Annotated in this window: 26 protein-coding genes; 12 read left to right on the top strand and 14 right to left on the bottom strand. The window is 69.8% G+C overall.

Going from position 1 to position 23,079, the window contains the following annotated elements:
• Positions 1–39: 39 nt before the first annotated feature.
• Positions 40–1,014: a DUF4432 family protein gene (locus tag F8566_RS34955; RefSeq protein WP_151566143.1), complete on the bottom strand. Its 975-nt coding sequence runs from the start codon at positions 1,012–1,014 to the stop codon at positions 40–42.
• Between the two features lie 3 nt (positions 1,015–1,017).
• Positions 1,018–2,286 carry a DUF4185 domain-containing protein gene (locus tag F8566_RS34960; RefSeq protein ID WP_225993781.1) on the bottom strand — a complete coding sequence of 423 codons (1,269 nt, stop codon included), beginning with the start codon at positions 2,284–2,286 and terminating at the stop codon, positions 1,018–1,020.
• 63 nt (positions 2,287–2,349) lie between these two features.
• On the opposite strand from F8566_RS34960, the gene F8566_RS34965 reads away from it, so the two are divergent.
• The gene (locus F8566_RS34965) at positions 2,350–3,258 is read left to right on the top strand and encodes a sugar kinase (protein ID WP_151566144.1); all 909 of its coding nucleotides are present in this window, start codon (positions 2,350–2,352) and stop codon (positions 3,256–3,258) included.
• On the opposite strand, the gene F8566_RS34970 is transcribed toward F8566_RS34965, so the two are convergent.
• The gene (locus F8566_RS34970) at positions 3,255–4,016 is read right to left on the bottom strand and encodes a phytanoyl-CoA dioxygenase family protein (protein ID WP_151566145.1); all 762 of its coding nucleotides are present in this window, start codon (positions 4,014–4,016) and stop codon (positions 3,255–3,257) included. The two genes, F8566_RS34965 and F8566_RS34970, sit on opposite strands and share 4 nt — an antisense overlap.
• Positions 4,017–4,222: 206 nt before the next feature.
• On the opposite strand from F8566_RS34970, the gene F8566_RS34975 reads away from it, so the two are divergent.
• Both F8566_RS34975 and F8566_RS34980 read left to right on the top strand, forming a co-directional pair.
• Positions 4,223–4,651, top strand: a complete 429-nt coding sequence (locus F8566_RS34975; RefSeq protein WP_151566146.1) for an ATP-binding protein — start codon at positions 4,223–4,225, stop codon at positions 4,649–4,651.
• A complete protein-coding gene (locus F8566_RS34980; protein ID WP_192810021.1) occupies positions 4,648–5,463 on the top strand; it encodes an RNA polymerase sigma factor SigF in 816 nt (271 codons plus the stop codon). The genes F8566_RS34975 and F8566_RS34980 overlap by 4 nt, the downstream gene beginning before the upstream one ends.
• A 7-nt stretch (positions 5,464–5,470) precedes the next feature.
• Here the strand turns inward: F8566_RS34980 and F8566_RS34985 are convergent, their stop codons facing one another.
• Complete coding sequence (locus F8566_RS34985; RefSeq protein ID WP_192810022.1) at positions 5,471–5,953, bottom strand: hypothetical protein; 483 nt, start codon at positions 5,951–5,953, stop codon at positions 5,471–5,473.
• Positions 5,954–6,017: 64 nt separating this feature from the next.
• Here F8566_RS34985 and F8566_RS34990 point away from each other — a divergent pair, with 64 nt between their 5' ends.
• Positions 6,018–6,950, top strand: coding sequence for a diacylglycerol/lipid kinase family protein (locus F8566_RS34990; protein ID WP_318836459.1), 933 nt, complete (start codon positions 6,018–6,020; stop codon positions 6,948–6,950).
• A gap of 288 nt (positions 6,951–7,238) precedes the next feature.
• On the top strand, positions 7,239–7,499 hold the full coding sequence (locus F8566_RS34995; RefSeq protein ID WP_151566148.1) for a WhiB family transcriptional regulator: 261 nt from the start codon (positions 7,239–7,241) through the stop codon (positions 7,497–7,499).
• Positions 7,500–7,685: 186 nt separating this feature from the next.
• Here F8566_RS34995 and F8566_RS35000 read toward each other — a convergent pair whose 3' ends face one another.
• A complete protein-coding gene (locus F8566_RS35000) occupies positions 7,686–9,287 on the bottom strand; it encodes a sensor histidine kinase (protein ID WP_151566149.1) in 1,602 nt (533 codons plus the stop codon).
• Positions 9,288–9,349: 62 nt separating this feature from the next.
• Here F8566_RS35000 and F8566_RS35005 point away from each other — a divergent pair, with 62 nt between their 5' ends.
• The 4 genes from F8566_RS35005 to F8566_RS50330 all read left to right on the top strand — a co-directional run bounded on the left by F8566_RS35005 (position 9,350) and on the right by F8566_RS50330 (position 12,420).
• Positions 9,350–10,522 (top strand): 8-amino-7-oxononanoate synthase, encoded by a 1,173-nt coding sequence (locus F8566_RS35005; protein WP_151566150.1) that lies wholly within the window; start codon positions 9,350–9,352, stop codon positions 10,520–10,522.
• A 91-nt stretch (positions 10,523–10,613) separates the two neighbouring features.
• On the top strand, positions 10,614–11,372 hold the full coding sequence (locus F8566_RS35010; protein WP_151566277.1) for a GntR family transcriptional regulator: 759 nt from the start codon (positions 10,614–10,616) through the stop codon (positions 11,370–11,372).
• Between the two features lie 188 nt (positions 11,373–11,560).
• Entirely contained in the window at positions 11,561–12,274 is a 714-nt protein-coding gene (locus F8566_RS35015; protein ID WP_151566151.1) for a Uma2 family endonuclease, read from the top strand.
• A complete protein-coding gene (locus F8566_RS50330; protein WP_192810023.1) occupies positions 12,271–12,420 on the top strand; it encodes a hypothetical protein in 150 nt (49 codons plus the stop codon). Before F8566_RS35015 ends, F8566_RS50330 begins: the two co-directional genes overlap by 4 nt.
• Before the next feature lie 129 nt (positions 12,421–12,549).
• Here the strand turns inward: F8566_RS50330 and bioB are convergent, their stop codons facing one another.
• Positions 12,550–13,545, bottom strand: coding sequence for a biotin synthase BioB (bioB, locus tag F8566_RS35020; protein WP_151566152.1), 996 nt, complete (start codon positions 13,543–13,545; stop codon positions 12,550–12,552).
• A complete protein-coding gene (gene bioD / locus F8566_RS35025) occupies positions 13,542–14,273 on the bottom strand; it encodes a dethiobiotin synthase (protein ID WP_151566153.1) in 732 nt (243 codons plus the stop codon). Before bioD ends, bioB begins: the two co-directional genes overlap by 4 nt.
• Before the next feature lie 160 nt (positions 14,274–14,433).
• Here bioD and F8566_RS35030 point away from each other — a divergent pair, with 160 nt between their 5' ends.
• Genes F8566_RS35030 through F8566_RS35040 form a run of 3 tightly spaced genes read left to right on the top strand, consistent with a single transcriptional unit; the run spans position 14,434 to position 16,169 of the window.
• On the top strand, positions 14,434–15,243 hold the full coding sequence (locus tag F8566_RS35030; protein ID WP_151566154.1) for a hypothetical protein: 810 nt from the start codon (positions 14,434–14,436) through the stop codon (positions 15,241–15,243).
• 55 nt (positions 15,244–15,298) lie between these two features.
• Positions 15,299–15,676: a thiamine pyrophosphate-dependent enzyme gene (locus tag F8566_RS35035; RefSeq protein WP_318836458.1), complete on the top strand. Its 378-nt coding sequence runs from the start codon at positions 15,299–15,301 to the stop codon at positions 15,674–15,676.
• Complete coding sequence (locus F8566_RS35040) at positions 15,669–16,169, top strand: GNAT family N-acetyltransferase (protein WP_151566156.1); 501 nt, start codon at positions 15,669–15,671, stop codon at positions 16,167–16,169. The genes F8566_RS35035 and F8566_RS35040 overlap by 8 nt, the downstream gene beginning before the upstream one ends.
• An 11-nt stretch (positions 16,170–16,180) precedes the next feature.
• On the opposite strand, the gene bsaP is transcribed toward F8566_RS35040, so the two are convergent.
• From bsaP to F8566_RS35075, 7 genes are all read right to left on the bottom strand, one after another.
• Positions 16,181–16,369: a biotin synthase auxiliary protein BsaP gene (gene bsaP / locus F8566_RS35045; protein WP_225993782.1), complete on the bottom strand. Its 189-nt coding sequence runs from the start codon at positions 16,367–16,369 to the stop codon at positions 16,181–16,183.
• Between the two features lie 45 nt (positions 16,370–16,414).
• The gene (locus F8566_RS35050; RefSeq protein ID WP_151566158.1) at positions 16,415–17,752 is read right to left on the bottom strand and encodes an acetyl-CoA carboxylase biotin carboxylase subunit; all 1,338 of its coding nucleotides are present in this window, start codon (positions 17,750–17,752) and stop codon (positions 16,415–16,417) included.
• A 146-nt stretch (positions 17,753–17,898) separates the two neighbouring features.
• Positions 17,899–19,227, bottom strand: a complete 1,329-nt coding sequence (locus F8566_RS35055) for an HD-GYP domain-containing protein (protein ID WP_151566159.1) — start codon at positions 19,225–19,227, stop codon at positions 17,899–17,901.
• A 2-nt stretch (positions 19,228–19,229) separates the two neighbouring features.
• On the bottom strand, positions 19,230–20,585 hold the full coding sequence (locus F8566_RS35060) for an HD-GYP domain-containing protein (protein ID WP_151566160.1): 1,356 nt from the start codon (positions 20,583–20,585) through the stop codon (positions 19,230–19,232).
• Between the two features lie 330 nt (positions 20,586–20,915).
• Positions 20,916–21,833, bottom strand: coding sequence for an NAD-dependent epimerase/dehydratase family protein (locus tag F8566_RS35065; RefSeq protein ID WP_151566161.1), 918 nt, complete (start codon positions 21,831–21,833; stop codon positions 20,916–20,918).
• A 73-nt stretch (positions 21,834–21,906) separates the two neighbouring features.
• Positions 21,907–22,200, bottom strand: a complete 294-nt coding sequence (rsrA, locus tag F8566_RS35070) for a mycothiol system anti-sigma-R factor (protein ID WP_151566162.1) — start codon at positions 22,198–22,200, stop codon at positions 21,907–21,909.
• Positions 22,197–22,841 carry a sigma-70 family RNA polymerase sigma factor gene (locus F8566_RS35075; protein ID WP_151566163.1) on the bottom strand — a complete coding sequence of 215 codons (645 nt, stop codon included), beginning with the start codon at positions 22,839–22,841 and terminating at the stop codon, positions 22,197–22,199. The genes rsrA and F8566_RS35075 overlap by 4 nt, the downstream gene beginning before the upstream one ends.
• Positions 22,842–23,079: the final 238 nt, after the last annotated feature.

A 23,079-nucleotide genomic window follows, 5' to 3' on the forward strand; every position in this document is an offset into this window, starting at 1 on the left:
GCCCTCCGCTCAATGCCCCACCGCTCAGTGCCCCGCCGTTCAATTCCGCTCCTCAAGGACGCTCGCGCGCAGCCACAGCGGCCTGGTCTCGTGCGGCCGCAGCGTGAGGGCCGATCCGTTCCGCACCGCCTCGGCCAGCCCCTCGGTCGGGTGACCGGCGAACGGCTCCAGACCGACCACGTAGGCCCGTCCCCACCAGGGATGCTCTCGGGATGCGCCCAGCTCGCGCCACACCCAGAGGTGCCGCAGCACGGTCGCGTCCCAGCCGACCCGGAGCCCGAGCCCGTCCACCGGATCGGTGATCTCGTACCAGCCGTCCGGCCCGAAGCCGGTGAGGTAGTGGATGTCGCTCGGCCGGCCGTAGTCGGGGACCACGGTCAGCTCCTTCTCGGCGACCACGGGATCGGCCTCGACCTCCGCCGGCAGCCGGATGCGGTGCCCGGGAAGCAGGAACGGGGCGCCGAAGACGATGTGGTGGCCCCACATGACCTCCAGCTCCACCCCGGACTCGTTCGTCAGCTCCTCGTCGATGAGGAGCTCGGGCCGCCCGGAGACCAGCCGGAACGTCTTGGTCACGCGCAGCGGCATCCGCCGGGCGCGCACGCTCAGCCGCACCGCGATCTCGCCCGGGTCGTCGGTCACGATCTCCACGTCCCAGGGCAGCCCGGCCACCTCGCCGTGCTGCGCGAGCGCCGCACCCCGGTAGGTGCTCGGCAGGCCGCCGTTGGGCAGCACCTCCTGCCAGCCGCCCTCGTAGTGGTCGAGGAAGGCCGCCACGTCGTCGGAGGCGCCGCCCGCCACGTCGCGGGGGTTGCGGATCCCGTCCGGCGCCAGCCACACGAAGTCCATGTCCCGCCGCTTGTAGCAGAACTCGGCGACGTCACCGCCCTTGTCCGCCAGCACGGTGACCCGCAGCAGTTCGTTCTCCAGCACCACGGCGCGCAGGCCGAACCAGATGATCTCGTGCAGCCGGGCACCCCAGTTGCGGGCCGGGCGGTGACGTCGGTGACTCATCGGTCAGCGGAACCTCACGTCGACGAAACGAGGGCGGTAGATGCTGCTGTCCTTGTAGTGGTCGGTGTTCTTCAGGCTGTTGACGTTGTACGACACCACGATGCGGCCCTTGGAGCTGAGCTCGGGGTGCGCATGGGCGTTGTAGGTGAAGACGTTGGCGTTCTTGTAGGTGCCGGTCAGCCCGGTCTCGGGTGTGGTGTAGACGGTCGTCTTACCGGTGAACGGGCCCTGCGGCGAGCAGGAGTAGTACGCCACGATCTTGGTGCTGAAGATCTCGGTCGTGTCCTGGGTGATGAGCACGTATCCGCGGCCCAGCCTGCTGACGCTGTACTCGTTGGCGACGCCGTCCATCACGCGGACCGAGTCGGCCTCGCGCTTCGACCAGCCCTTGCCCGTGTAGAACTCCCAGCGGCTCTTCAAGCTGTCGCCCCGGACACGGGCGAGGTGCATGTACTTGCTGGTGCCCTTGTCCTCGACGCCGTAGATATAGATCGTGCGGCCTGAGCGTTCCAGCCAGGACGCCCAGGAGATGCCCTTGCTGGAGGGCAGCGGGGTCACGCTGGTGGGCTTGGAGAGGCGCTTGGGCGAGAACTGCGCGAGCACGTTCCGGTGCCAGCGCCAGTCCCAGAGGCCGGGGCCGAAACGCTCGTACTCCTGGTAGGTGGCCTGGACCTTGCCGCCTGCGGTGATGGCGTCCCCGGCCCAGTACCAGTGCTTCTTGTCACGCGGCGGCATGATCGCCTTGGGAGCGCTCTTGGTGCCGCCGGTGACGGTGGTCAGCTTCTTGCCGTCCTTGACCACGAACGTGTTGTTGAGGAACGGCGTGGTGCCGCCCTCCTCGATCACCGGTGACCGCGAGCCGTCCTTGTTCACCTTGCCGAGGAAGGTGTCGGAGAAGACGAAGGCGAGCCGGCCGTCGGGCAGCGTCGTCGAGTAGGTGCCGTCAGCGCCCGTCCAGTCGTCGACCCGCCTGTTGTCGGTCGCGTACCTGGTGAAGAGCCCGTTGAGCTCGGCGTCCGGCTGCGATCCGGCGAAAGCCGGCATCCGTGCGCCGTCGCAGACGAGGGGCGCCGCCGCAGCCGCCGCAGCCGTCCGCGGTTGGGCGGCGGACGCCTGGCTCGGCTTGGGCGGTGCCGCGTTCGCCGGAACGAACGCGGTCGTGGACAGGGCGAGGGTCAGGACACCGGCAACGAGGCCGAACCGTCCGTTGTGTCTACTTCTGTCGCGGGGGGTGGGTTTCCGCACGTGCACCTCACGGGTCTCGTCGATCACGATTCCATGGAGCTAGAAGTTTGGTCATTAGATGACTTGTTGTCTAGATGTATCGTGCTGCGCATGACGACCCGTGTGGCCCTGATCGGTGAGTGCATGATCGAGCTTCGGCATCTGTCGGCGGACCGGCTCGCGCTGGGCTACGCCGGAGATGTCTTCAACACGGCCGCCTACCTCGTGCGCAGCGCAGAGCCCGGCGCGGTCGACGTCCAATTCGTCTCGGTCACCGGAGACGACCCGTACAGCCTGGCCATGCGCGAGCACTGGCGCGCGTACGGTGTGCACGACACGTACACGCGCACCCTCCCCGGCGGGAAGGCCGGGCTGTACCTGATCCGGACCGACGCTCGTGGCGAACGCACATTCCAGCACTACCGGCGCGGATCGGCCGCCCGCGAGCTGTTCGGCGCCGGCCAGCCCGCCGAGATCGACGAGGCGATCGCCTCCCACGACCTCGTCTACCTGTCCGGCATCACCCTCTCGATCATGACCCCGGCCGCCCGCGCCCGCCTCGTCGACGTCCTCGCCGAGACCCGCCGGCGCGGCGGCCGCGTCGCGTACGACGGCAACTACCGCCCCAGCGGCTGGTCGTCGCCCCGCGCCGCCGCCGACGCCGCCGACACCGTCCTCGCGCACACCGACATCGCGCTCCCGAGCCTGGACGACGACCGCCTCCTCCACGGCGACACCAACGCGGACGCCTGCATCACCCGCCTGCGGGAAGCCGGCGTCCGCGAAATCGTGGTCAAGCTCGGCGAGCGGGGCTGCGTCATCGCCGACGAACGTTCGGCCGAGCCGATTCCCGCCGTCCCCGAAGCAACGGTCGTCGACACCACCTCCGCAGGAGACGCGTTCAACGGTGCCTACCTTGCCGCCCGCCTCGCCGGCACCGCCCCACGTCCCGCCGCCGAAGCCGGAGCGCGGCTGGCCGCCGAAGTCATCGGCCACCCCGGCGCCCTCCTCCCCGCCTAGGCCCAGGCGGGGGCGTCGGCGAAGGGGAAGTGTTCTCCCTCGATGTAGCGCGGCTTCGGCTGGTAGGTATTGACGCCGGGATTTCCGCGCAGGTGGAGGGCGCTCGGGAACGGCTGCGGCTCGGCGGTGATCCGGGTCGAGGTGGGGATGTAGCGGATGGTCAGGCCGCAGCGCCGGTGGGGCGAGGTGTTGGCGTTGCTGCCGTGCATGATCGACGGGTGGTGGACCTCCACGTCGCCGGGGTCGAGGACCATGTCGACCGCCTTCGACTCGTCCACGGTCACGTCGCTCTCCACGTTGAAGACGGCGCCGTCGCCTTCGCGTTCCCTAACGGCGTGCAGTTCCTCCCGGTGGGTGCCGGGGATGACGCGCAGGCAGCCGTTCTCGGGGGTCGAGCGGTCCACGGCGAGCCAGAGCGTGACGACGTTCATCGGATCCAGGGGCCAGAACGCGCCGTCCTGGTGCCAGAGCACCGCCTTGCCCGTGTGCGGCGGCTTGGCGATGTAGTGCGAGGCGAACAGCGCGATGTCGGGGCCGATGAACTTCTCGGCGATGTCCAGCAGCCTGTCGTCGGAGACCAGCCGGACCCAGAACGGGTCGCGGGCGACGAGCTCGGTGGACAGGTCCTCGCCGCTGCGTCCGGGGTACCGCTCCTGCAGCCAGCGGACATGCTGGTCGGCCTCGGCGATCAGTTCCGCGTCGAGCACGTTCCGGAAGATCGCGTAACCGTCCGTGTCGAACTTATCCATGAGATCCATGGCCGCAACATATCTAGAGAACAAGTCATCTAGTCAATAGACCGGCACGATCCAACGTGATCATTTCCTCGAGGTTGTCACGTTTGAAGCGAGAACAACCGTGTCGGTCCGCGAATCCGTGGGAAAGCCACGCGCGCCGAAGTCTCGCCCGGGGCTCCGCACGCGGTAGTTTCGAAGCAGCGGGACTATCCCAGTTAGGGAGTGACGTGACCGAGGAAACCGCTGCGATGCCGGCCAGTACGAAGTTGTCCCTGCGCGACGTGGTGACGGTGAAGTTGCCCGCCGCCAGTGCCTACCTGTCCGTCCTGAGAACCGCCACGGCGGGCCTCGCGGCCAGGCTGGACTTCACGCTGGACGAGATCGAGGACCTGCGCATCGCCATCGATGAAGCGTGTGCGATGCTGCTCGCCCAGGCGGTCCCCGGGACCGACCTGACATGCGAGTTCGAACTGACCGGAGACGCCATGCGGATCTCGGTGTCGGTGCTGACCGTCGAAGGCAGGGAACCCAGCCGCGACACCTTCGCCTGGACCGTTCTCTCCTCGCTGGCCGGAGAGGTCGACTCCCGCGTGGGTGCTGACGACCGGGTGACCGTGACGTTGCAGAAGCGCCGCGGCGCGGCGGGGGCCCCGTGACGGAAAAGACGACGGTGGCCGGCAGCACCGGCGACGAGCGCTCCGACAGCGCGGTTCCGGACCGCGCCCGGGCCAGGGCACTGTTCGAGCGGCTCGCCGAGCTGCCCGAGGGCGACCCCGAGCGCCAGCGCATCCGCGACCAGCTGGTGGAGCTGCACCTGCCGCTGGTCGAATATCTCGCCCGCCGCTTCCGCAACCGCGGCGAATGGCTGGACGACCTGATCCAGGTCGCGACGATCGGCCTGATCAAGTCGATCGACCGGTTCGACCTGGGGCGCGGGGTGGAGTTCTCCACGTACGCCACGCCCACGATCGTCGGCGAGATCAAGCGGCACTTCCGCGACAAGGGCTGGGCCGTCCGTGTCCCGCGGCGGCTCCAGGAGCTCAAGCTGTCGCTGACCAAGGCGATCAGCGACCTCGCCCAGCGCGAGGGGCGCGCACCGACGGTCAGCGAGCTCGCGGCGCACCTGCAGATGAGCGAGGAGGAGGTGCTCGAGGGCCTGGAGTCGGCCAACGCCTACTCCACCGTGTCGCTCGACGCCCCCGACTCCGGCGACGAGGACGCCCCGGCGGTGGCCGACTCGCTCGGCATGATCGACGAGTCGCTGGAGGGCGTGGAGTACCGCGAGTCCCTCAAGCCGCTGCTGGAGAAGCTGCCCGCGCGCGAGAAGAAGATCCTTCTGCTGCGGTTCTTCGGCAACATGACCCAGTCGCAGATCGCCGCCGAGCTCGGCATCTCCCAGATGCACGTGTCGCGGCTGCTCGCCCGCACCCTGGCCCAGCTGCGCGACGGGCTCACCGCCGACGAGTGATCAAGTGTCAGGCATCGGAGCGGGGACGCTCGTCCGCGCTCCCGGTGCCGCCCGCGCCATCACCGTCATCGCCACCGGCGTCGTCGTCATCGCCGTTGTCGCCGTCGTCGCTCTCGTCCTGGACGAGCCAGGCCGTGCTGGGCGGAGCGAGCACCGCGACAAGAGCGAGGACGGCGACCACGCCGAGCGGAACACCGATGAGATATTGCTCGCTCTGCCACAGCGACCAGGCGATGGGCAGCGCGAACAGCTGCGTGAGCACCGTGGGCGCGCGGCTCCAGGGCTCGGCGCGCAACAGGCCGCGCGCGCACGCCAGCATTCCCGCGCCCCCGGCCAGCGCCAGCGTGGTCACGCCGATCGCGGTCGCCGGGTCGTGCGGCTCCCCGAGCAGGGTCTCGACCCCGACGTAGAGGCCGAATCCGAGGGCGGCGACGCCCTCCGCGGCCTCAAGGGCGGCGGCGGCGTTCGCGGTCATGGGGCGCTTGGACACAACCTGAAACCCTACCGGCGCCTGAGCACTGGGCGCGATGGATACCCTTGCGCCCGTGCGCGCCATGCTCATCGCCAACCCCAAGGCGACCTCCACCTCCCGGCGGGCCCGCGACCTCCTCGTGCGGGCCGTCTCCGGCGACCTCGACCTGTACATCGCCGAGACGGGACACCGTGGTCACGCGACCGAGCTCGCCCGGCAGTCGGCCGAGGAGGGCTACGACATCCTGGTGACCGTGGGCGGTGACGGCACGGTGAACGAGGCGGTCAACGGACTCCTGGCCGAGGGCCCCTCCCCCGACCTCCCGGCCCTGGCGGTCCTGCCTTGCGGCAGCGCCAACGTCTTCGCCCGCGCGCTGGGCCTGCCGAACGACCCCATCGCCGCGACGCGCACCGTGCTCGAAGCCCTTCGCGCCGGGCGGCACCGCAGTGTGGGCCTGGGCACCGCCCGCTTCGCCGACGAAGCAGAGCGATACTTCACGTTCTGCGCCGGAGTGGGGCTGGACGCGGAGGTCGTCCGCGAGGTCGAACGGCGCCGGGTGGCGGGGGCGAAGGCCGACCCCTCCCTCTACGTGCGGACCGCGCTCCGGCACTTTTTCACAGGCACCGATCGCACGCGTCCGGCGCTCACCCTGGAGCGGCCCGGGCGGCCCGCCAAATCCGGTTTGTTTTTCGCGTTCGTGTCCAACACGTCGCCATGGACTTTCATGGGTCCCCGTGCGCTGAATCTCAGCCCCCGCGCTAACTTCAACCGCGGCCTGGACGTCTTCGGAATGCAATCCATGGACGTCCTCCCGATGCTGGGAGCCGTCGGCCAGATGTTGCTGGGCGGTAACCGCCCGGTGCAGGGAAGGGAAACGCTCAACGTTCACGACGCGGCGGAACTCACACTGCGCGCGGAGCGTCCCGTGGCCTTTCAGCTCGACGGCGACTACCTTGGTGAGCAGGAGAGCATCACGTTCCGTTCGGTGCCCAAGGCGATACGCATTGTCATATGAGGCTGATCATGGGGCCTGTTAACGACAAGGCAACAAGCCCGACTCACTGATGTGACACATCCGACACCCATACTTTGAGAAACGTTTCTCAAAGGTCTTGCGTCTGGCTGCGGGGCCCTGACACGCTCAAAGTGCGCCAGCCGACAGCGGCCCAATGTCGTCAGCCGCCTGATCGCAGCGCCGTAACCAAATCACCCCTGCACACAAACCTTTGCGGTATGGGGTGTTCGCGACATGTGAAACCGTTCACAAGTGGAGCATCTCCACGCTGACGAAGGAGTGGACCGCATGGACTGGCGCCACCGCGCAGCCTGCCGTGACGTGGACCCCGAGCTGTTCTTTCCGATCGGCAACACCGGGCCTGCGATCCTACAGATCGAAGAGGCCAAGCAGGTATGCCGCCGCTGCGACGTCACCGACGCCTGCCTCCGCTGGGCCATCGAGTCCGGCCAGGACTCCGGCGTCTGGGGCGGCATGGGCGAGGACGAGCGCCGCGCCCTCAAGCGCCGCAACGCCCGCGCCCGGGCTCGCGCCAACGCCAACCTCTAGCTTCACACTTCGCGAACACCCGCCGCCCGGCCACGCCGGGCGTACCCGGCGCAGCCTCCGAACCCCCCAGCCGGAGAGCAGCAAGCGCCGACCAGGGCTCCGCAAACGCCCGTGGCCAAGCCACGGGCGTTTGTCATGTCCGTCCCGGCCGCACCGCAGCGCCTGCCCCACCTTCACCGCGGTGTCTCAGCGGGCCGGCGGGCCGCCTGGACGGTTGCTGTGGTTCAGGGGGACGTCGACGATCACTTCGGTGCCGCCGCCGGGGCGGCGGCGGAAGTCCAGGGTGCCGCTGAGCTCGCCCACGATGAGCGTGCGGACGATCTGCAGGCCGAGGCTGTTGCTGCTCTCCACGTCGAAGTCGGCGGGCAGCCCCACGCCGTCGTCCGCCACGGTGACGACGAGCCGCCGCTCCTCCTCGTCGGAACGGAGTTTGTCCGAAGGGTGTTCGTCGGAACGGTGCGCGACGACCTCCAGGGTGCCGTCGCGGTGAGCGGGCAGGCCGTGCTCCAGCGCGTTCTGCAGGAGTTCGGTGAGCGCCATGGCGAGCGGCGTGGCGATCTCGGCGGGCAGCACGCCGAAACTGCCGGTGCGCTTGGGGACGACCCGGGTCTCGGGCGTGGAGACCTCGCCCGCCATGGTGATCACGCGATCGGCGATGTCGTCGAAGTCGATCAGCTCGTCCGGGGTGAGCGAGAGCGTCTCGTGCACGATGGCGATCGAGCCGACGCGGCGCACCGCCTCGTCCAGCGCGGCCCGGCCCTCGGGGATGCGGAGCCGGCGGGCCTGCAGGCGCAGCAGTGCGGCCACGGTCTGCAGGTTGTTCTTCACCCGGTGGTGGATCTCCCGGATGGTGGCGTCCTTGGTCATCAGCTCCCGGTCGCGCCAGCGGAGCTCGGTGACGTCGCGGACCAGCACGACGGCGCCTATCCGGGCGCCCCCGACCACGAGCGGGATGGTCCGCAGCTGCATGATCGACCCGTTCGACTCGACCTCGACCTCGCGCGGCGCCCGGCCGCTGAGGAGCGCGGTCAGCGCCTCCTCAAGCGGCTCGCCGGTGTCGCACAGCTCGGCCGTCACCTCCCCGAGGGACTCGCCGACGAGGTCGGCCTGCAGGCCGAGGCGCCGGTACGCCGACTGCGCGTTCGGGCTGGCGTAGGTCACCCGGCCCGTCCGGTCGAGCCGGACCAGCCCGTCACCCACCCGGGGCGAGCGGACCAGGTTGGGCTCCTCCCCCGGCACCGGGAACCGGCCCTCGGAGATCATCTGGGCGAGGTCGCTGGCGCTCTGGAGATAGGTGAGCTCCAGGCGGCTGGGCGTCCGGGCGGAGCTGAGGTTGGTGCTGCGCTGGATGACGCCGAGCAGCTTGGCCCCCCGGCGGACCGGGATCGACTCCTCCCTGACCGGGATGCCGCTGCCCCATTCGGGGTCTCCCTCGCGCACGATGCGCCGTTCCCGCCAGGCCACGTCGATCAGGCCGCGGCGCCCGGTCCGCACGATCTTGCCGACCAGGTCCTCGGGGTAGGCGGTCGGGCCCGTCGTCGGGCGCATCTGGGCGACCGCCACCCAGCCGGGCACGGCCCCCTGCCCGGCGGCGGCCGGGCGCGGGCGGGACCTCGGCGCGCTCTCGGCGGGCAGGGCCTCCGCCGAACGCAGCGGGACCCACAGCAGAAGGTCCGCGAACGACAGGTCGGCCAGCAGCTGCCAGTCCGACACGAGGGCGTGCAGCCACTCCAGGTCGGTCTCGTTGAGGTCGGTGTGATCGCGTACCAGATCGGTCAAGGTGGGCACCGCTCCATCATCGCGCATCCCCCTGGCTGCCCGGCCCCGCCCACCTGGCAGGATGCGGGGGCATGACCGTAGGACAGGACCCCCTGGCCAGGTTCCGGGCCGCCACGGAACGCCGCGACGAGGCGGGGCTGCGCCGTCGCCTGCGTCCCCGTACCGCCGACCATGACGGCCTCATCGATCTGGCCTCCAACGACTATCTGGGCCTGTCTCGGGATCCCCGGCTGATCGAGGGCGCGGTCGCGGCCGCCCGCCAGTGGGGAACGGGCTCCACCGGATCACGGCTGGTCACCGGCACCACCGAACTGCACGCCGAGCTCGACCGCCGGCTCGCCGCGTTCACCGGCAGCCCGGCGGGCCTGACGTTCTCCTCCGGCTATCTGGCGAACCTCGGCGCGGTGGCGGGACTGTCCGGCGCGGGCACCCTCGTGATCTCCGACCAGATCAACCACGCGTCCATCGTCGATGCCTGCCGCCTCTCCCGCGCCCGTGTCGTCGTCACCCCGCACCGGGACGTCGCCGCCGTCGAGCAGGCCCTGGCCGACCGCGACGAAGAACACGCCCTCGTGGTCACCGACGCCGTGTTCTCCGTGGACGGCGACCTCGCGCCCCTGGCCGCCCTCCACCGGGTCACCCGCGCGCACGGCGCCCTCCTGGTGATCGACGAGGCGCACGCCCTCGGGGTCGTCGGCGAGCACGGCCGCGGCGCCGCTCACGCCGCGGGCCTGACCGCCGAGCCCGACGTCGTCCTCACCCTCACGCTGTCGAAGTCCCTGGCCGCCCAGGGCGGCGCGGTCCTCGCCGCCCCCGAGTTGATCGACACGCTGGTCGACACCGGCCGGGCGTTCATCTTCGACACCGGCCTGAACCCGCCCGCCGCCGGTGCCGCCCTCGCCGCCCTGGACGCCATCGAGACCGACCCCGGCCTGCCCGCCCGTGCCCGTTCGGTGGCCCGCCGCATGGCCGAGATCGCCGCAGACCTCGACCTCGAAACCGCAACCCCGGCCGCCGCCGTCGTCCCGGTCTTCCTCGGCGAGCCCCACGTCGCTCTCCGCGCCGCCGAGATCTGCGCCGAGCACGGCGCGCGCGTGGGCTGCTTCCGGCCGCCCTCGGTCCCCAAGGGCAGGGCGTGCCTGCGCCTCACCGCCCGCGCGTCGGTGGCCGAGGCCGACCTCACAACCCTCCGGGCGGCCCTGACGGCGGTCTCGGGCTCTACCGGCCGTAGTCTTCACACGTAACATCGGGGACAACCGCTGGTGAACGTGAGGAGAGTCCGTGACGGAGGTCAGGGGTGGGCCCCGTCCGGGCCCCGGATTCGACGCCGCTCCCATGAACGACCTGCCCATGAGTGACCTGGGACGCCACCGCCACTCGGCGCCCGCCCCGCGCATCCCCAAGTACTACAAGCTCAAGGAACTGCTGGTCGAGCTGATCCAGCAGCTCCCCCCGGGCAGCCCGCTGCCGCCCGAACGCGCCCTCGCCGAGAAGTACGAGACCTCCCGCACCACGGTCCGCCAGGCCCTCGCGGAGCTGGTCGTCGAGGGCCGCCTCCAGCGCATCCAGGGCAAAGGGACCTTCGTCGCCAAACCGAAGGTCTCCCAGGAGCTCCAGCTGGTCAGCTACACCGAGGACATGCGCCACCACGGGCTCCAACCGGAGACCCGCATCCTGGAAATCGGCTACGTGAGCGCCGACGAGCGCCTGGCCGCCCTCCTGGGCATCCGCCCCGGCGGCCGTGTCCTGCGCATTCACCGGCTCCGCCTCGCCGACGGCGAGGCCATGTCGATCGACACCTCGCACCTGCCGGCGCGCCGTTTTCCCGGCCTCCGCCGCGAGCTGCCCCGCCACCGTTCCCTGTACGAGACGCTCGCCACCGCCTACGACGTGCACCTCGCCGAAGCCGAAGAGACCATCGAGACCGTCCTGGCCACCCCGCACGACGCCCAGCTCCTGGCCGTCGACGTAGGCCTTCCCATGCTGCTGCTCTCGCGCCACGCCTTCGACTCCACGGGCCAGCCCGTCGAATGGGCCCAGTCCCTCTACCGCGGCGACCGCTACAAATTCATCACACGCCTCCGCCGCGGCTAAAAGGTCACCTGCGTTAAGAAGCCATTTCTCCCCAGTTACGCCACGCCCGGCACTCTTCACTGGCCGTATCCGGCCAAGGCGACCGCCATCACACGTCACTGAGCAGCACTTTCGTCACACACAGCAACCAGCCCATCCGTTCTGGGTACGCTCTGAACACACGATCCCTACGATGACCGGAGCAGATCGTGAGCGAAGGGTCACCGGACGTGAATACCACTGCCGAACACATCGGCCTGATGGACCTGCCTGACACCGCCTACAACCTGTGGGTACGCGGTGAGCTCGACGATCTCGTCCACGCACCCGAAGGGCATCGGGTCGAGATCATCGGAGGCAGGATCGTCGTGTCACCGCCCCCCAGCATTCCTCATGGCGGCATCGTCCAGGACATCTCCGACGCCTTCACACGCGCCCGGGACGCCGATAACGCCTTCGCTTGGACAGCCATGCAGGTCGCCTGGGTAAACCAGGTCGGTACCGGCGAGGGTTATATCCCTGATCTGGTGGTCTTGGATGCTGCAACTTATCTCGACGCCCGTGAGGAAGACCTGTCCATGTTCGCCCCAGATGAGCTGGAGTTGGTCGTCGAGGTCACGTCCAAAAAAGGCGCGGACAACGATCGTCCCCCGGAGTTCGGTCCATCGGGCAGACCCTTGACCAAGTGGTCGTACTACGCGAAGGCCGAAGTGCCGTATTACCTGCTCGCCGATCGCTCACCCAAGGCGGCGCGGACGACGCTCTACACCATCCCCGATCAAGGTTCGGCCGCCTACCTCCACGAAGAGTCCTGGGCATTCGGAGAAACCATTCACCTGCCGGAGCCGTTCGACCTCCGCATCGACACCAGCAGATGGAAGCCCTGGAAGGTACGACAGACCAAGGAGAATTCCGCCGAATGAGCTGGTACGTCGTCCGGCAGGCCTACGAGATGGAGCTGCCCGACACTCCCTACAACCTGTGGTGCTCCGGCGAGGTCTGCATCGATGGAGCGCCCCGTCCACCACTGCCCGACTCGCCGAGAGCTCGTCGTAAAAACCATTCGTGAGGCGTGGGAAGAGAACGAGCGCCTTCGCAAGGAGATCCGTCGTGAGCGGGATGCGTCGGAGCGAGAGGCGTCCAGGGACCAGACGTGAGTGTTAGGCGCCGGGTCGGCGCCCAACACCTGTGGCAACCGTCAGAGGGTCTGGGATAGGGCCTTGATGGGCATCTGGAGTTCGGTGAGGAGCTCCAGGTCCTGTTCGGCGGGGCGGCCGAGGGTGGTCAGGTAGTTGCCGACGATCATGGCGTTGATGCCGCCGAGCATGCCGTCGCGGGTGCCGAGGTCGCCGAGGGTGAGCTCACGGCCGCCCGCGTAGCGCAGGATCGTGCGGGGCAGGGCGAGGCGGAACGTGGCGATGGTCTTGAGGGCCTCGCTGCCCTCGACCAGGGAGAAGTTCTCGAACGGGGTGCCCGGGCGCGGGGTGAGGAAGTTGAGGGGAACCTCGTCCGGCTCCAGCTCGGCGAGCTGCCCGGCGAACTCGGCACGCTGCTCGACGGTCTCGCCCATGCCGATGATCCCGCCGCAGCACACCTCCATGCCGGCCTCCTTGACCATGCGGAGGGTATCCCAGCGCTCTTCCCAGCTGTGCGTGGTGACCACGTTGGAGAAGTGGGAACGGGCCGTCTCCAGGTTGTGGTTGTAGCGGTGCACGCCCATCTCGGTCAGCTCGTCGACCTGGGCCTGGGTGAGCATGCCGAGCGAGCAGGCGATGTTGATCTCGACGGCCTCGTTGATCGCCTTGATGCCCTCGCGGACCTGCTTCATCAGGCGCTCGTCCGGACCCCGGACGGCTGCGACGATGCAGAACTCCGTCGCGCCCGTCTTGGCGGTCTCCTTGGCGGCTTCGACGAGCTCGGGGATGTTGAGCCAGACGGCGCGGACCGGGGAGGTGAACTGGCCTGACTGGGAGCAGAAGTGGCAGTCCTCAGGGCAGCCGCCGGTCTTGAGGGAGATGATCCCCTCGACCTCCACCTCCGGGCCGCACCAGCGCATGCGGACCTCGTGGGCGAGGGCGAGCAACTCCTCGAGCCGGTCGTCGGGAAGGTTGAGACACTCCAGCGCCTGCGCGGCGGACAGGCCCTTGCCCTCGTCGAGCACCTGGCGGCGAGCCACCTCGAGGATGTCGGTCACGGATTCTCCTTTGTGAGGCCGTAGCTATCGCGGAAGGTAGCAGCGTCGAAGGCGCCGCCGAACGCCGGGGCCAGCGACCGGTGCGCGGTGATCAGGAACTCGGCGGCGTCCAGGTCGCCCGCGCCCTCGGGCATCGCCCCGGCGAGCGGCCGCGCGGCGATCGTCTCCAGATCCTGGATGTTGCTGCGCATGGCCAGGTCGGGCTCGTCGGGCCATTCCCCGATCACGACTCCGGCGAGCTGGATCCCGCGGTGCGCCATGGCCTCCAGCGTCAGCGCGGTGTGGTTGAGGGTCCCGAGTCCGGGACGTACGACCACGACCACGGCCGCGCCGAGCCACCGCGCCAGATCCGCCACCGTCGCGCCCTCGTCGTCGTACCGGACGAGCAGGCCACCGGCACCCTCGACGAGCACCAGCCGCCGGGACTCCGACAGCTCGCGTACCTGGTCCACGACCTCGGGCAGGCTGATCGGCGGCATCCCCGCCCGCCGCGCGGCCGCCGCGGGCGACAGCGGGTCCGGGAAGCGCCCGAACTCGTGCACGTCATCGATGGCCGCGAGCCGCCGCACCTCGTCGAGGTCGCCGGGCTCACCGGGACCCGCCCCGGTCTGCCCGGGCTTCACGACGGCCACCGGCGTCCCCCGGGCCGCCGCCAGCGCGGCCAGCGCGGCGGTGACGATCGTCTTGCCGACACCCGTACAGGTTCCGGTCACCACGAGCACACTCACGAGCCGCACACTAGCGTGCGGTCACGCACTCAAGGTTCGCTGATTCCCACAGTCTTGGACGCGCAGACTTTGTACCGGCGGGGAACCCCCGGCCCCGGCCACGCGTCCAAGCCGCATGGCAGCTCCATCCGGAGGCCTGGTCGGCCGGAGCATCGCAGCCATGCTGATCAGCGTGGGGATCCTCACCGGCTGCGGCTCGATCTGGGACGACGAGGAAGCCTGCGCCCTGTCCGACCCCGACTGCTCCACCTGGACGCCGACGCCCGGGACGTCCGCACCGGCGTCTGAGGCCCCGTCGACCGGTCCGTCCGACCGGTTGCTCCTGCAATGGCGGATGACCGGCGGTTTCGCCGGTCTGGGCGGCCCGGGAAGCATCCCCGAGTTCTCGCTGTACGCCGACGGCCGCGCGTACGCGATGCGAAGAGGCGACGTCGATTCACCGGTCGACAGCCTGGCGGAGTTCCAGCTGAGACCGGATGCGCTGACGCGGCTGCTCCGCGACGCCCGGGCAGCCGGTCTCGAACGTTCCAGAACGGCCGGCGCCGAGGATGTCGCGGATGCCCAGATCCTGGAGATCACCATGGGCTCGGCGCGGACCAGGGTCAGCCAACCCGAATCCCAGGCCACCGACCCGGCCGTGCGGATGTGGAAACGTCTCCAGCCGTACGCCTGGCCCACCGCCGACCAGGAAGCCTCTCCCCGCCCCTACCTGCCGCTCCAGGTCGCCGTCCTCGCCGGAGAGACCACATCCTCGGGCAAGACCATCAAGCCGTGGCCTCTCGCACCGCTGGGCAAGGGCGAGCGTGCAGCCAGAGGCATCTGCACGGTGTTCACCCATCTCGACTCGGTCACTGCCAGAGACCTCGCCCAAAGCAACGTCGTCTGGGCGAGCCAAGGCAAGACCTACTCCGTGCGCTTGCGTCCCATGCTTCCCAATGAGCACACCTGCAAGGACATAGCCCGCACCTGACGGCCTATTTCGGTGATCGATCGCTTGTCAGCGTGCGTCATGGAACCTCGGCACGGTGGCGACGCGGCGATCGCGGTGGTCCTGCGGTACGGCGTCAAAACGATGTTCAGGTTCTACGGCGGCCCGGTGGAGCGCGCGGCCGTCGGTGCAGGTCGCGCTGATGCTCGGAAACGGTGCGGCCGGATTCTCGCTGATGGACGCCGTCACCCTCGTCAGGCACAATCTGCCCGTGGTCATGATCGTGGGGAACAGCGGCCAGCCGCAGTGCCGCCATGACGAGGCGCTGCACACTCTCGACGGCGCGGGCGCGCTTGTCACCCACCCGGACCAGACCGGGCTCGCGCTGCGCCGCGCGTTCGACTCGGGTGCCCCGCGCCTGGTCGATATCGCCACCGCCTCCGAGATCGTCCACCCGCGAGGCACCGGTGTCTGAGCCCTCCGTACTCGTCCGCCTGGCCAGGCCTGACGAGTACGCCAAAGCAGGGGATCTCACCGTCGAGACATACGTCGGCGGTGGTTTCGTGTCCCCCACCTCCACGTATGTTCCGGTCCTGCGGAACGCCGCTGACCGCGCCGTCAAGGGCGAGCTCCTGGTGGCCGAGATCACCGGCGAGCTCGTCGGTGCGGTGGCCTACTGCGTTCCAGGCAGCCCCTACGCCCAACTGGCGCAAGACCCCGACGAAGCCGAGATCCGAATGCTGGCCGTCGGTGAACGTGCGCGCGGCAAGGGCGTGGGACAGGCTCTTGTGCACGCGTGCCTGGACCGTGCCCGTACGGCAGGCCTCGCTCGCGTCAGACTGGCCAGCCAACCGGGCATGCGAGCAGCCCAACGCATGTACGAGCGGATGGGCTTCACGCGCACCCCGGAACGGGACTACTCCCCAGCGCCGGGATTCCCCCTCATGGCCTACGTCCTGCCCCTCTGAGGCTCGGCCGATCAGGTCGACGCCAGCTCGCCGTGCTCCGAGCAGCGGGCGTTCCAGCCGGTGGGCGTCACTTGGACGATCATCCGGCGGCGGCAGCGGCCGCAGTAGCGCGGCGGCTCCATCCGGCGGGCGGCGCGGCACGAGCCGTGGTCACCCTGCTGGGCGGGCTCGCCGCAGCGATCGCAGTACGTACTCTCCACGAGCGGCACAGTATCCCCTCCGTCGATGAACATGGCACCCGCGTCCTAGGGCGCGCGCATCCGGTCCACCAGCCCAGTGTCGTACGTCCCGTCCACGAACTCGCGCCGGTCCAGCAGCTCGAGGAGGAACGGGAGGTTGGTCTCCAGCCCCTCGATCCGGAAGGCGTCCAGCGCCGCGCGTCCGCGCCGCACCGCGTCGGCCCGGTCGGTGCCGTGCACGCACAGCTTGGCCAGCAGGGGATCGTAGAACGGGGTGACCGTGTTGCCCTCGGCGTATCCGGCGTCGATCCGGATCCCGTGCCCGACGGGTTCCTCCCAGATCTTGATCTCTCCGGGGTTGGGCAGGAAGCGCTGCGGGTCCTCGGCGTACACCCGGAACTCGATCGCGTGCCCGTCCGGCCGGACCGGCCCGATCGTCACCCGTTCACCGGCCGCGACGCGGAACTGCAGCTCGACCAGGTCAAGGCCGGTGACCAGCTCGGTGATCGGGTGCTCGACCTGGAGCCGGGTGTTCATCTCCAGGAAGAAGAAGTCCTGCGTGGCCGGATCGACCAGGCACTCGACCGTCCCGGCGCCGCGGTAGCCGACCGCCTCACCCGCGCGCACCGCGGCAGCGAGCATGCGCTCGCGCAGCTCAGGAGTGATGCCCGGGGAGGGCGTCTCCTCGGCGACCTTCTGGTGGCGGCGCTGCACCGAGCAGTCGCGCTCCCCCAGCGGGACCACGGTGCCGTCGGCCAGCCCGAGGATCTGCACCTCGACGTGCCGCGCCCGTTCGACGAACTTCTCGATCAGGATGTCCGGACTGCCGAAGAAACGCTCCGCCCGGGACCGTGCCGTCTCGTAGGCCTGGCGCAGCCCCGTCTCGTCGAACGCGGCGCCCATGCCGACGCCGCCTCCGCCGCCGGCGGCCTTGACCATGACGGGGTAGCCGATGCGCTCGGCCTCCTCCAGGGCGGTGCCGAGGTCGGGGACGGGTTCCCAGGTGCCGGGAGCGACCGGGACTCCGGCCTCCTTCATCAGGTTGCGTGCGTTGATCTTGTCGGCCATCCGGCCAATGGCCAGCGGCGACGGGCCGACCCAGATCAAACCGGAGTCGATCACCCGGCGGGCGAACTCGGCGCTCTCGGCGAGGAAGCCGTATCCCGGATGCACGGCCTGCGCGTTGGTACGGCGCGCGGCCTCCAGGATCGCGGGGGCGTCCAGATAGCTGGCGGCGGCCGGCGGCGGGCCGATGAGGATGGCCTCGTCGGCCTCGGCGACGAACGGCAGGTCGGCGTCCGCCTGGGAGTACACGGCGATGGCCTTGACGCCCATCCTGCGCGCGGTGTGGATGATCCGGCTGGCGATCTCGCCGCGATTCGCCACGAGCACGGATTCGAACACCTGCGGACAACTCCTTCATCGGCACACCTTGGACGTGGCCGAGACTAGTGGCCCGGCGGCGTCCAGTCCGGCCATGCCATGGACAAATACCAACTCGTGGATTTGTCCGCGGGAACGTATACCCCCGAACGCGGGTCTACACCCGGTCAGCGCCGGACGTAGCGATCCACGACACGGCTGAGCGCCTCGACCACGGTCGGGTCGTACTCGGAGGCCGAGTCGAGCCGGAGCCGTTCGAGCACGGCGGCGCCGCGGTCACGGTCGCCGGAGTCGCCGACGAGGTCGTCGTAGGCGTTGGCGACCTTGATGATGCGGCTGGCGAGCGGCGGCGGCACCGGCCGTTCGACGTGGGCGGCGGCGCCGTTGCCGGTCTCGCCGTGGCCCGTCCGGTACGGGTGGGACGACAGGTGAACGATGTGGGCCACCCGATCGAGAACGCCGGTCTGCTTGATCACCTCGGAGCCGAGCTCGGCGATGCGGCGCTGCTCGGTCGGCGAGGCCAGCACGGTGGCACCGCCGGGGATCGGGTCGGCGAGCGAGAGCTGGCCGATGTCGTGCATGAGCGCCGCGTACTCCAGCTCGAGGAGCTCCTCCTCGCACATGCCGAGCTCGCGGCCCATCGACACGGCGAACCGGGACACCCGGCGGGAGTGCCCGGCCTCGACGTAGCCGCCCACCTCGGTGACGCGCGACAGCGCGCGCACGGTCTGCAGGTACGTGGCGCGCACGCCGGCGTAGCGGCGGAAGGCGAACTGCGTGACCAGGATCGGCGCGGTGAAGATCAGCAACGCCACCGGGCCCATCACGGTGGTGGAGACGGCGACGAGCATGGCCGTCGCGGTGGTGGCCGCGCAGAGCGCCATCTTGGCGCGGATCTCGTCGCGCATCGCGATGCCGAAACGGGTCCGCACCGCCTCGGCCCGGATCATCGCCGCGACCAGGACGTCGGCGAAGCAGGCGAAGACCGCGACCACGGCCATCATGGCGAACAGCAGCGTGCTGTCGAGCCCGGCGGTCACGATCGGCCGGAAGCACAGCGCCACCACGGCCACGGTGAACAGCCGGCGTGCCATCGCGTCCAGCCCGGAGGAGCGTCCGACCGCGATGTGCGGCAGCGAGCCGACGAGCATGCCGACGGCGGTCACGGCGACCACCTGCAGCGGCGAGTGCGTCGCCAGCACCACGCCGAGCTCCCGGTCGACCTCCGCGCCCTCGGGGCCGACCCCGACCAGGAGTGCGTAGCCGATCGCGCCCGAGGTGGCGATGGGCGCCACCTCGCGGTTGCCGGGCATGACCATGCGGAACAGCTCACCGAGGGCGATCAGCACCCCGAAGATCACCGCGATGTCGGGCTGGACCAGGCCGACCGCGGCCACCTGCGTGACCGCGACGATGACGAAGAGCCCGGCGGAGGCGATCAGCAGCAGCTGGCCCGAGTCGAGCGTCTGCCATGCGGCACGTTCCTGTGTGGACACCGTTACCGCCGGACCTCGTCGGTCGCGACGCGGATCGGCACGGTCGGATCGTCGTGGTCCTGCAGGGTGATCTCCACGACGTTGTCCTCCGGCAGGACGACCGGCTCCGGGGGCTCCCAGCCGACACGTTCCAGAGCGCACAGGAACGCGTCGACCATGACCGGGTCGAAGTGGTCGCCCGCGCACTTGCGCAGCTCCACCACGGCCTCCTCGATCGTGCGGGCGGCGCGGTAGGACCGGGTGGAGGTCATCGAGTCGAACGCGTCCGCGACGCCGATGATGCGTGCGAACTCGGGGATCTCGTCGCCGGCGAGACCCATGGGGTAGCCACGGCCGTTCACCTTCTCGTGGTGGTGCATGATCCCGGCGAGCGCCTCGTCCAGGAAGCCGATCTCCCGGACGATCTCCAGCCCGCGCATCGGGTGCAGCTGGATCGCGGCGAACTCCTCCTCGGTGAGGGAGCCCGACTTCTGCAGGACCTTGGTGGGCACGCCGAGCTTGCCGACGTCGTGGAGCATGCCCGCGTAGCGGATGGCCTCGACCCGGTCCGAGCGCATGCCGATCTCCTGCGCGATCATCACCGAGCCGCGGGACACCCGTTCGCTGTGGCCGCGCGTGTAGTAGTCCTTGGTCTCGACCGCCTGGCAGAGCGCGGCGAGGGTGGCGGCGTGCGCCTGCTGCTGCGCGCGGGTCTGCTCCAGCGCCCAGCGCGCGATGAACAGCGGCAGCAGCACGAGCACGGCGGCGAACGGGCCGACCCAGTTCCACAGGCCGGCGATGAGCAGGCCGAACATGCCGTAGCCGAGGCAGCCGAAGGCGAGCCCGCCGCTCTCGCGCAGCAGCTCACGGAGCGTGGCCTGCTTGCTGAGCAGCAGGATGCCCGCCACGAGCAGCAGGTTGACCAGCACGAACGTCACGAGCGCGCCGAGGAACGGGCCGATGACCTGTTCGACCCAGTGGGGGCTCGTCCCCGGCTCCAGGTTGTCGGGGACGAGCGCCCCGAAGACGACGCCGGACGTGAAGCCGCACAGCGCGAACTGCGCGCCGTTGAAGAGCCGCTTGACCGTGGCGAGGTGGCGCTGGCCGGTGACGACCGCGCAGAAACCGAGCAGCGCGGCGCCCACCGGGCCGAGCATGACGACCGACGCCAGGCTGGCGGCGAAGCTGAGGGAGACCCGGGCGCGCTCCACGTTGAGGAGCGCGGGCGCCGAGTCGCAGATGAGGAACAGCACCGCCAGGACGGCGAGCGCCACGATCGTCGTCCAGCTGAGCGGTTTGAAGTGCACCACGATGAGACCGGTCGCCAGCGCGATCACTCCGCAGACGTACGCCCACGCCGCGAGCGGTAGTCCACGCATTGCCGCCCCCTCGGAGGTCGACGCGGCCGAAGCCGGCAGGCCCACACCCAGGACACGCCCCTGGGCTCCAGCTGTGAGGACGAGGACATCCTGCTGACCAGGAGAGGACACCCTGCTGACCTAGAAGGTGTCGCCGCCCCGGCCGGCCGACATCACATGCTCGGGCATGGCTCTCCAACTCCGATCGGCCACGGCCGATCGGCCCCGGCCACCCGGGCAGGTGATGCTCCCGTCGCTGATTTCGGCACCAAGCCTAACCCGGAGGCCCCATGCCACACAGGCATGCAGGGAATCGTGAGCAAAGCGTGAAGTAATTGTCACCTTGAGTGATCAATCGTCCCGGGACCGTGCCCACGCCACCGTTGCGGACAGCCCCTCACGCAGCCTGACGGCGGGCGTCCAGCCGAGCACGGCACGGGTGGGGCCCGGGTCGACCGCCATGGCGGGCAGGTCGCCGAGCCGCGGCGGCGCGAACGCCGGCTCGTCCGGTGCCCCGGCCGCCTCGGCGACGAGCGTGTGCAGGTCACGGTCGGTGGTCTGCAGCCCGGTGCCGACGTTGAAGCGCTCGCCGCCGCCCTGCTCGCCGGCCGAACGCATGAACGCGTCCACGACGTCGGCCACGTAGACGTAGTCGCGGGTCTGCTTGCCGTCGCCGAAGACCTGGGTCGGCTTACCGGTCAGCAGCGCGTCCGTGAAGATCGAGATCACCCCGGCCTCGCCCTCGGGCGTCTGCCGCGGACCGTAGACGTTGGCGAGCGTGAGGGTGGTGAAGTCGAGACCGTGCAGCGCCTTGTACGTCTGCGCGTAGATCTCGCCGGACACCTTGGACGCCGCGTACGGGGACGCGGGCCGCAACTGGGCGTCCGGCGGCACCGGAAGGACGTCGGGCACCCCGTAGACCGCGCAGCTGGACGTGAAGACCACCTTGCGGCTCCCGGCGGCGCGCGCCGCCTCGAACACGTTGGCCGTGCCGACGACGTTCGTCCGGGCGTCGAGCAAGGGGTCGCTCACGCTCACGCGCACGCTGACCTGGGCTGCGAGATGGAAGACGACCTCAGGGCGGCGGGCCGCGACGCGTTCGGCCAGAGCCGGATCGGCCACGTCCATCCGCCACATCTCGATGTCGGCACGGGTGTTGCCGCCAGTCGAGAAGTCGTCGAGGCCGACGACCTCGTGGCCGTCGGCAAGGAGGCGGTCGACGAGATGGGAGCCGATGAATCCGGCCGCGCCGGTGACGAGTGCGAGCACCTGAGCACGATACCGAGCCGCGCCCGCGTCGCGGGTGACCCGGGCAGGCCGGGTCAGGCCGTGTCAGCCTGTTTCAGGCCGTTTCGGACGATGTCGTCTCGGCGGACTTGATCTCGCCGCAGATCTGCTCGATGCGGCCGAGCACCTTGGCCCGCAGGTCGCCGGGCACGGGCTCGCATCCGCAGGACTTGCCGACGAGCTTCTTCACGGCCTCCTCAAGGCCGTACTCCTTGAGGCAGGGGCCGCATTCGTCGAGGTGCTCGCGCACCTGGCTGCAGCCGCCCTGGTCGAGCTCGCCGTCGAGGTAGGTGTAGACACGGGCGAGAACCTCGGTGCAGGGCGTCTCGTGGTGGTTGCCACAGCTCATGCCGATCCCTCCCTCGCACGGGTGAGGCCGCGGTCCTGAGCGTAGTCCTCGAGCATCCCGCGCAGCTGCCGCCGACCTCGGTGCAGACGTGACATCACCGTACCGATAGGGGTCCCCATGATGTCGGCGATCTCCTTGTACGCGAAGCCCTCGACATCGGCGAGGTAGACCGCGATCCGGAACTCTTCGGGGAGCTCCTGGAGCGCCCTCTTGACATCGGAGTCGGGCAGGTGCTCCAGCGCCTCCGCCTCCGCGGACTTGAGCCCGCTGGAGGTGTGCGACTCGGCGCGCGCGAGCTGCCAGTCCTCGATCTCCTCGGTCGCCGCCTGCTGCGGCTGGCGCTGCTTCTTGCGGTAGGAGTTGATGAACGTGTTGGTCAGGATCCGGTAGAGCCAGGCCTTGAGGTTCGTGCCTTCCTTGAACTGGTGGAAGGACGCGAAGGCCTTCGCGAAGGTCTCCTGCACGAGATCCTCGGCATCCGCCGGGTTGCGCGTCATACGCAGGGCGGCCGAGTACAGCTGGTCCAAGAACGGGAGCACATCGCGCTGGAACCGTTCCTGGCGCTGCTCCACGGTCTCCGTGGTGCCCGGGACCTGACCCACCTCCTCCGTCGTGGCGACGCCGGCGGCGTCGTACCTCACAGACGATATCGGTCGGCGTGGCCTGACGACGCCAGCGGGTGCCCGCGTGCCGCCCTGAGACGGCACCACGGCGGTGCCGCTAGGGCTTTCTGCGACGGCTGTGGACATCGACTGCACCTCCGCTGGACGTTCCGCGTCATCTCCCGCCCACGTTGCGCCATCGGCCCTCCGAAACCGTTTCCGGAGCGTGAGCCGTGTGCGCAGGCGGTCATGCATCGGTGCAACGCCGCCACCACCC

Source organism: Actinomadura rudentiformis (assembly GCF_008923185.1).
Classification (GTDB): Bacteria; Actinomycetota; Actinomycetes; order Streptosporangiales; family Streptosporangiaceae; genus Spirillospora; species Spirillospora rudentiformis.

Excerpts from the sequence above, each read along its gene's own strand:
- F8566_RS34955 (WP_151566143.1), bottom strand. The coding sequence starts at position 1,014 with ATGAGTCACCGACGTCACCGCCCGGCCCGCAACTGGGGTGCCCGGCTG.
- F8566_RS34965 (WP_151566144.1), top strand. The coding sequence starts at position 2,350 with ATGACGACCCGTGTGGCCCTGATCGGTGAGTGCATGATCGAGCTTCGG.
- F8566_RS34970 (WP_151566145.1), bottom strand. The coding sequence starts at position 4,016 with ATGGATCTCATGGATAAGTTCGACACGGACGGTTACGCGATCTTCCGG.
- F8566_RS34990 (WP_318836459.1), top strand. The coding sequence starts at position 6,018 with ATGCTCATCGCCAACCCCAAGGCGACCTCCACCTCCCGGCGGGCCCGC.
- F8566_RS34995 (WP_151566148.1), top strand. The coding sequence starts at position 7,239 with ATGGACTGGCGCCACCGCGCAGCCTGCCGTGACGTGGACCCCGAGCTG.
- F8566_RS35005 (WP_151566150.1), top strand. The coding sequence starts at position 9,350 with ATGACCGTAGGACAGGACCCCCTGGCCAGGTTCCGGGCCGCCACGGAA.
- F8566_RS35010 (WP_151566277.1), top strand. The coding sequence starts at position 10,614 with ATGAACGACCTGCCCATGAGTGACCTGGGACGCCACCGCCACTCGGCG.
- F8566_RS50330 (WP_192810023.1), top strand. The coding sequence starts at position 12,271 with ATGAGCTGGTACGTCGTCCGGCAGGCCTACGAGATGGAGCTGCCCGAC.
- F8566_RS35030 (WP_151566154.1), top strand. The coding sequence starts at position 14,434 with ATGCTGATCAGCGTGGGGATCCTCACCGGCTGCGGCTCGATCTGGGAC.
- F8566_RS35060 (WP_151566160.1), bottom strand. The coding sequence starts at position 20,585 with ATGCGTGGACTACCGCTCGCGGCGTGGGCGTACGTCTGCGGAGTGATC.
- rsrA (WP_151566162.1), bottom strand. The coding sequence starts at position 22,200 with ATGAGCTGTGGCAACCACCACGAGACGCCCTGCACCGAGGTTCTCGCC.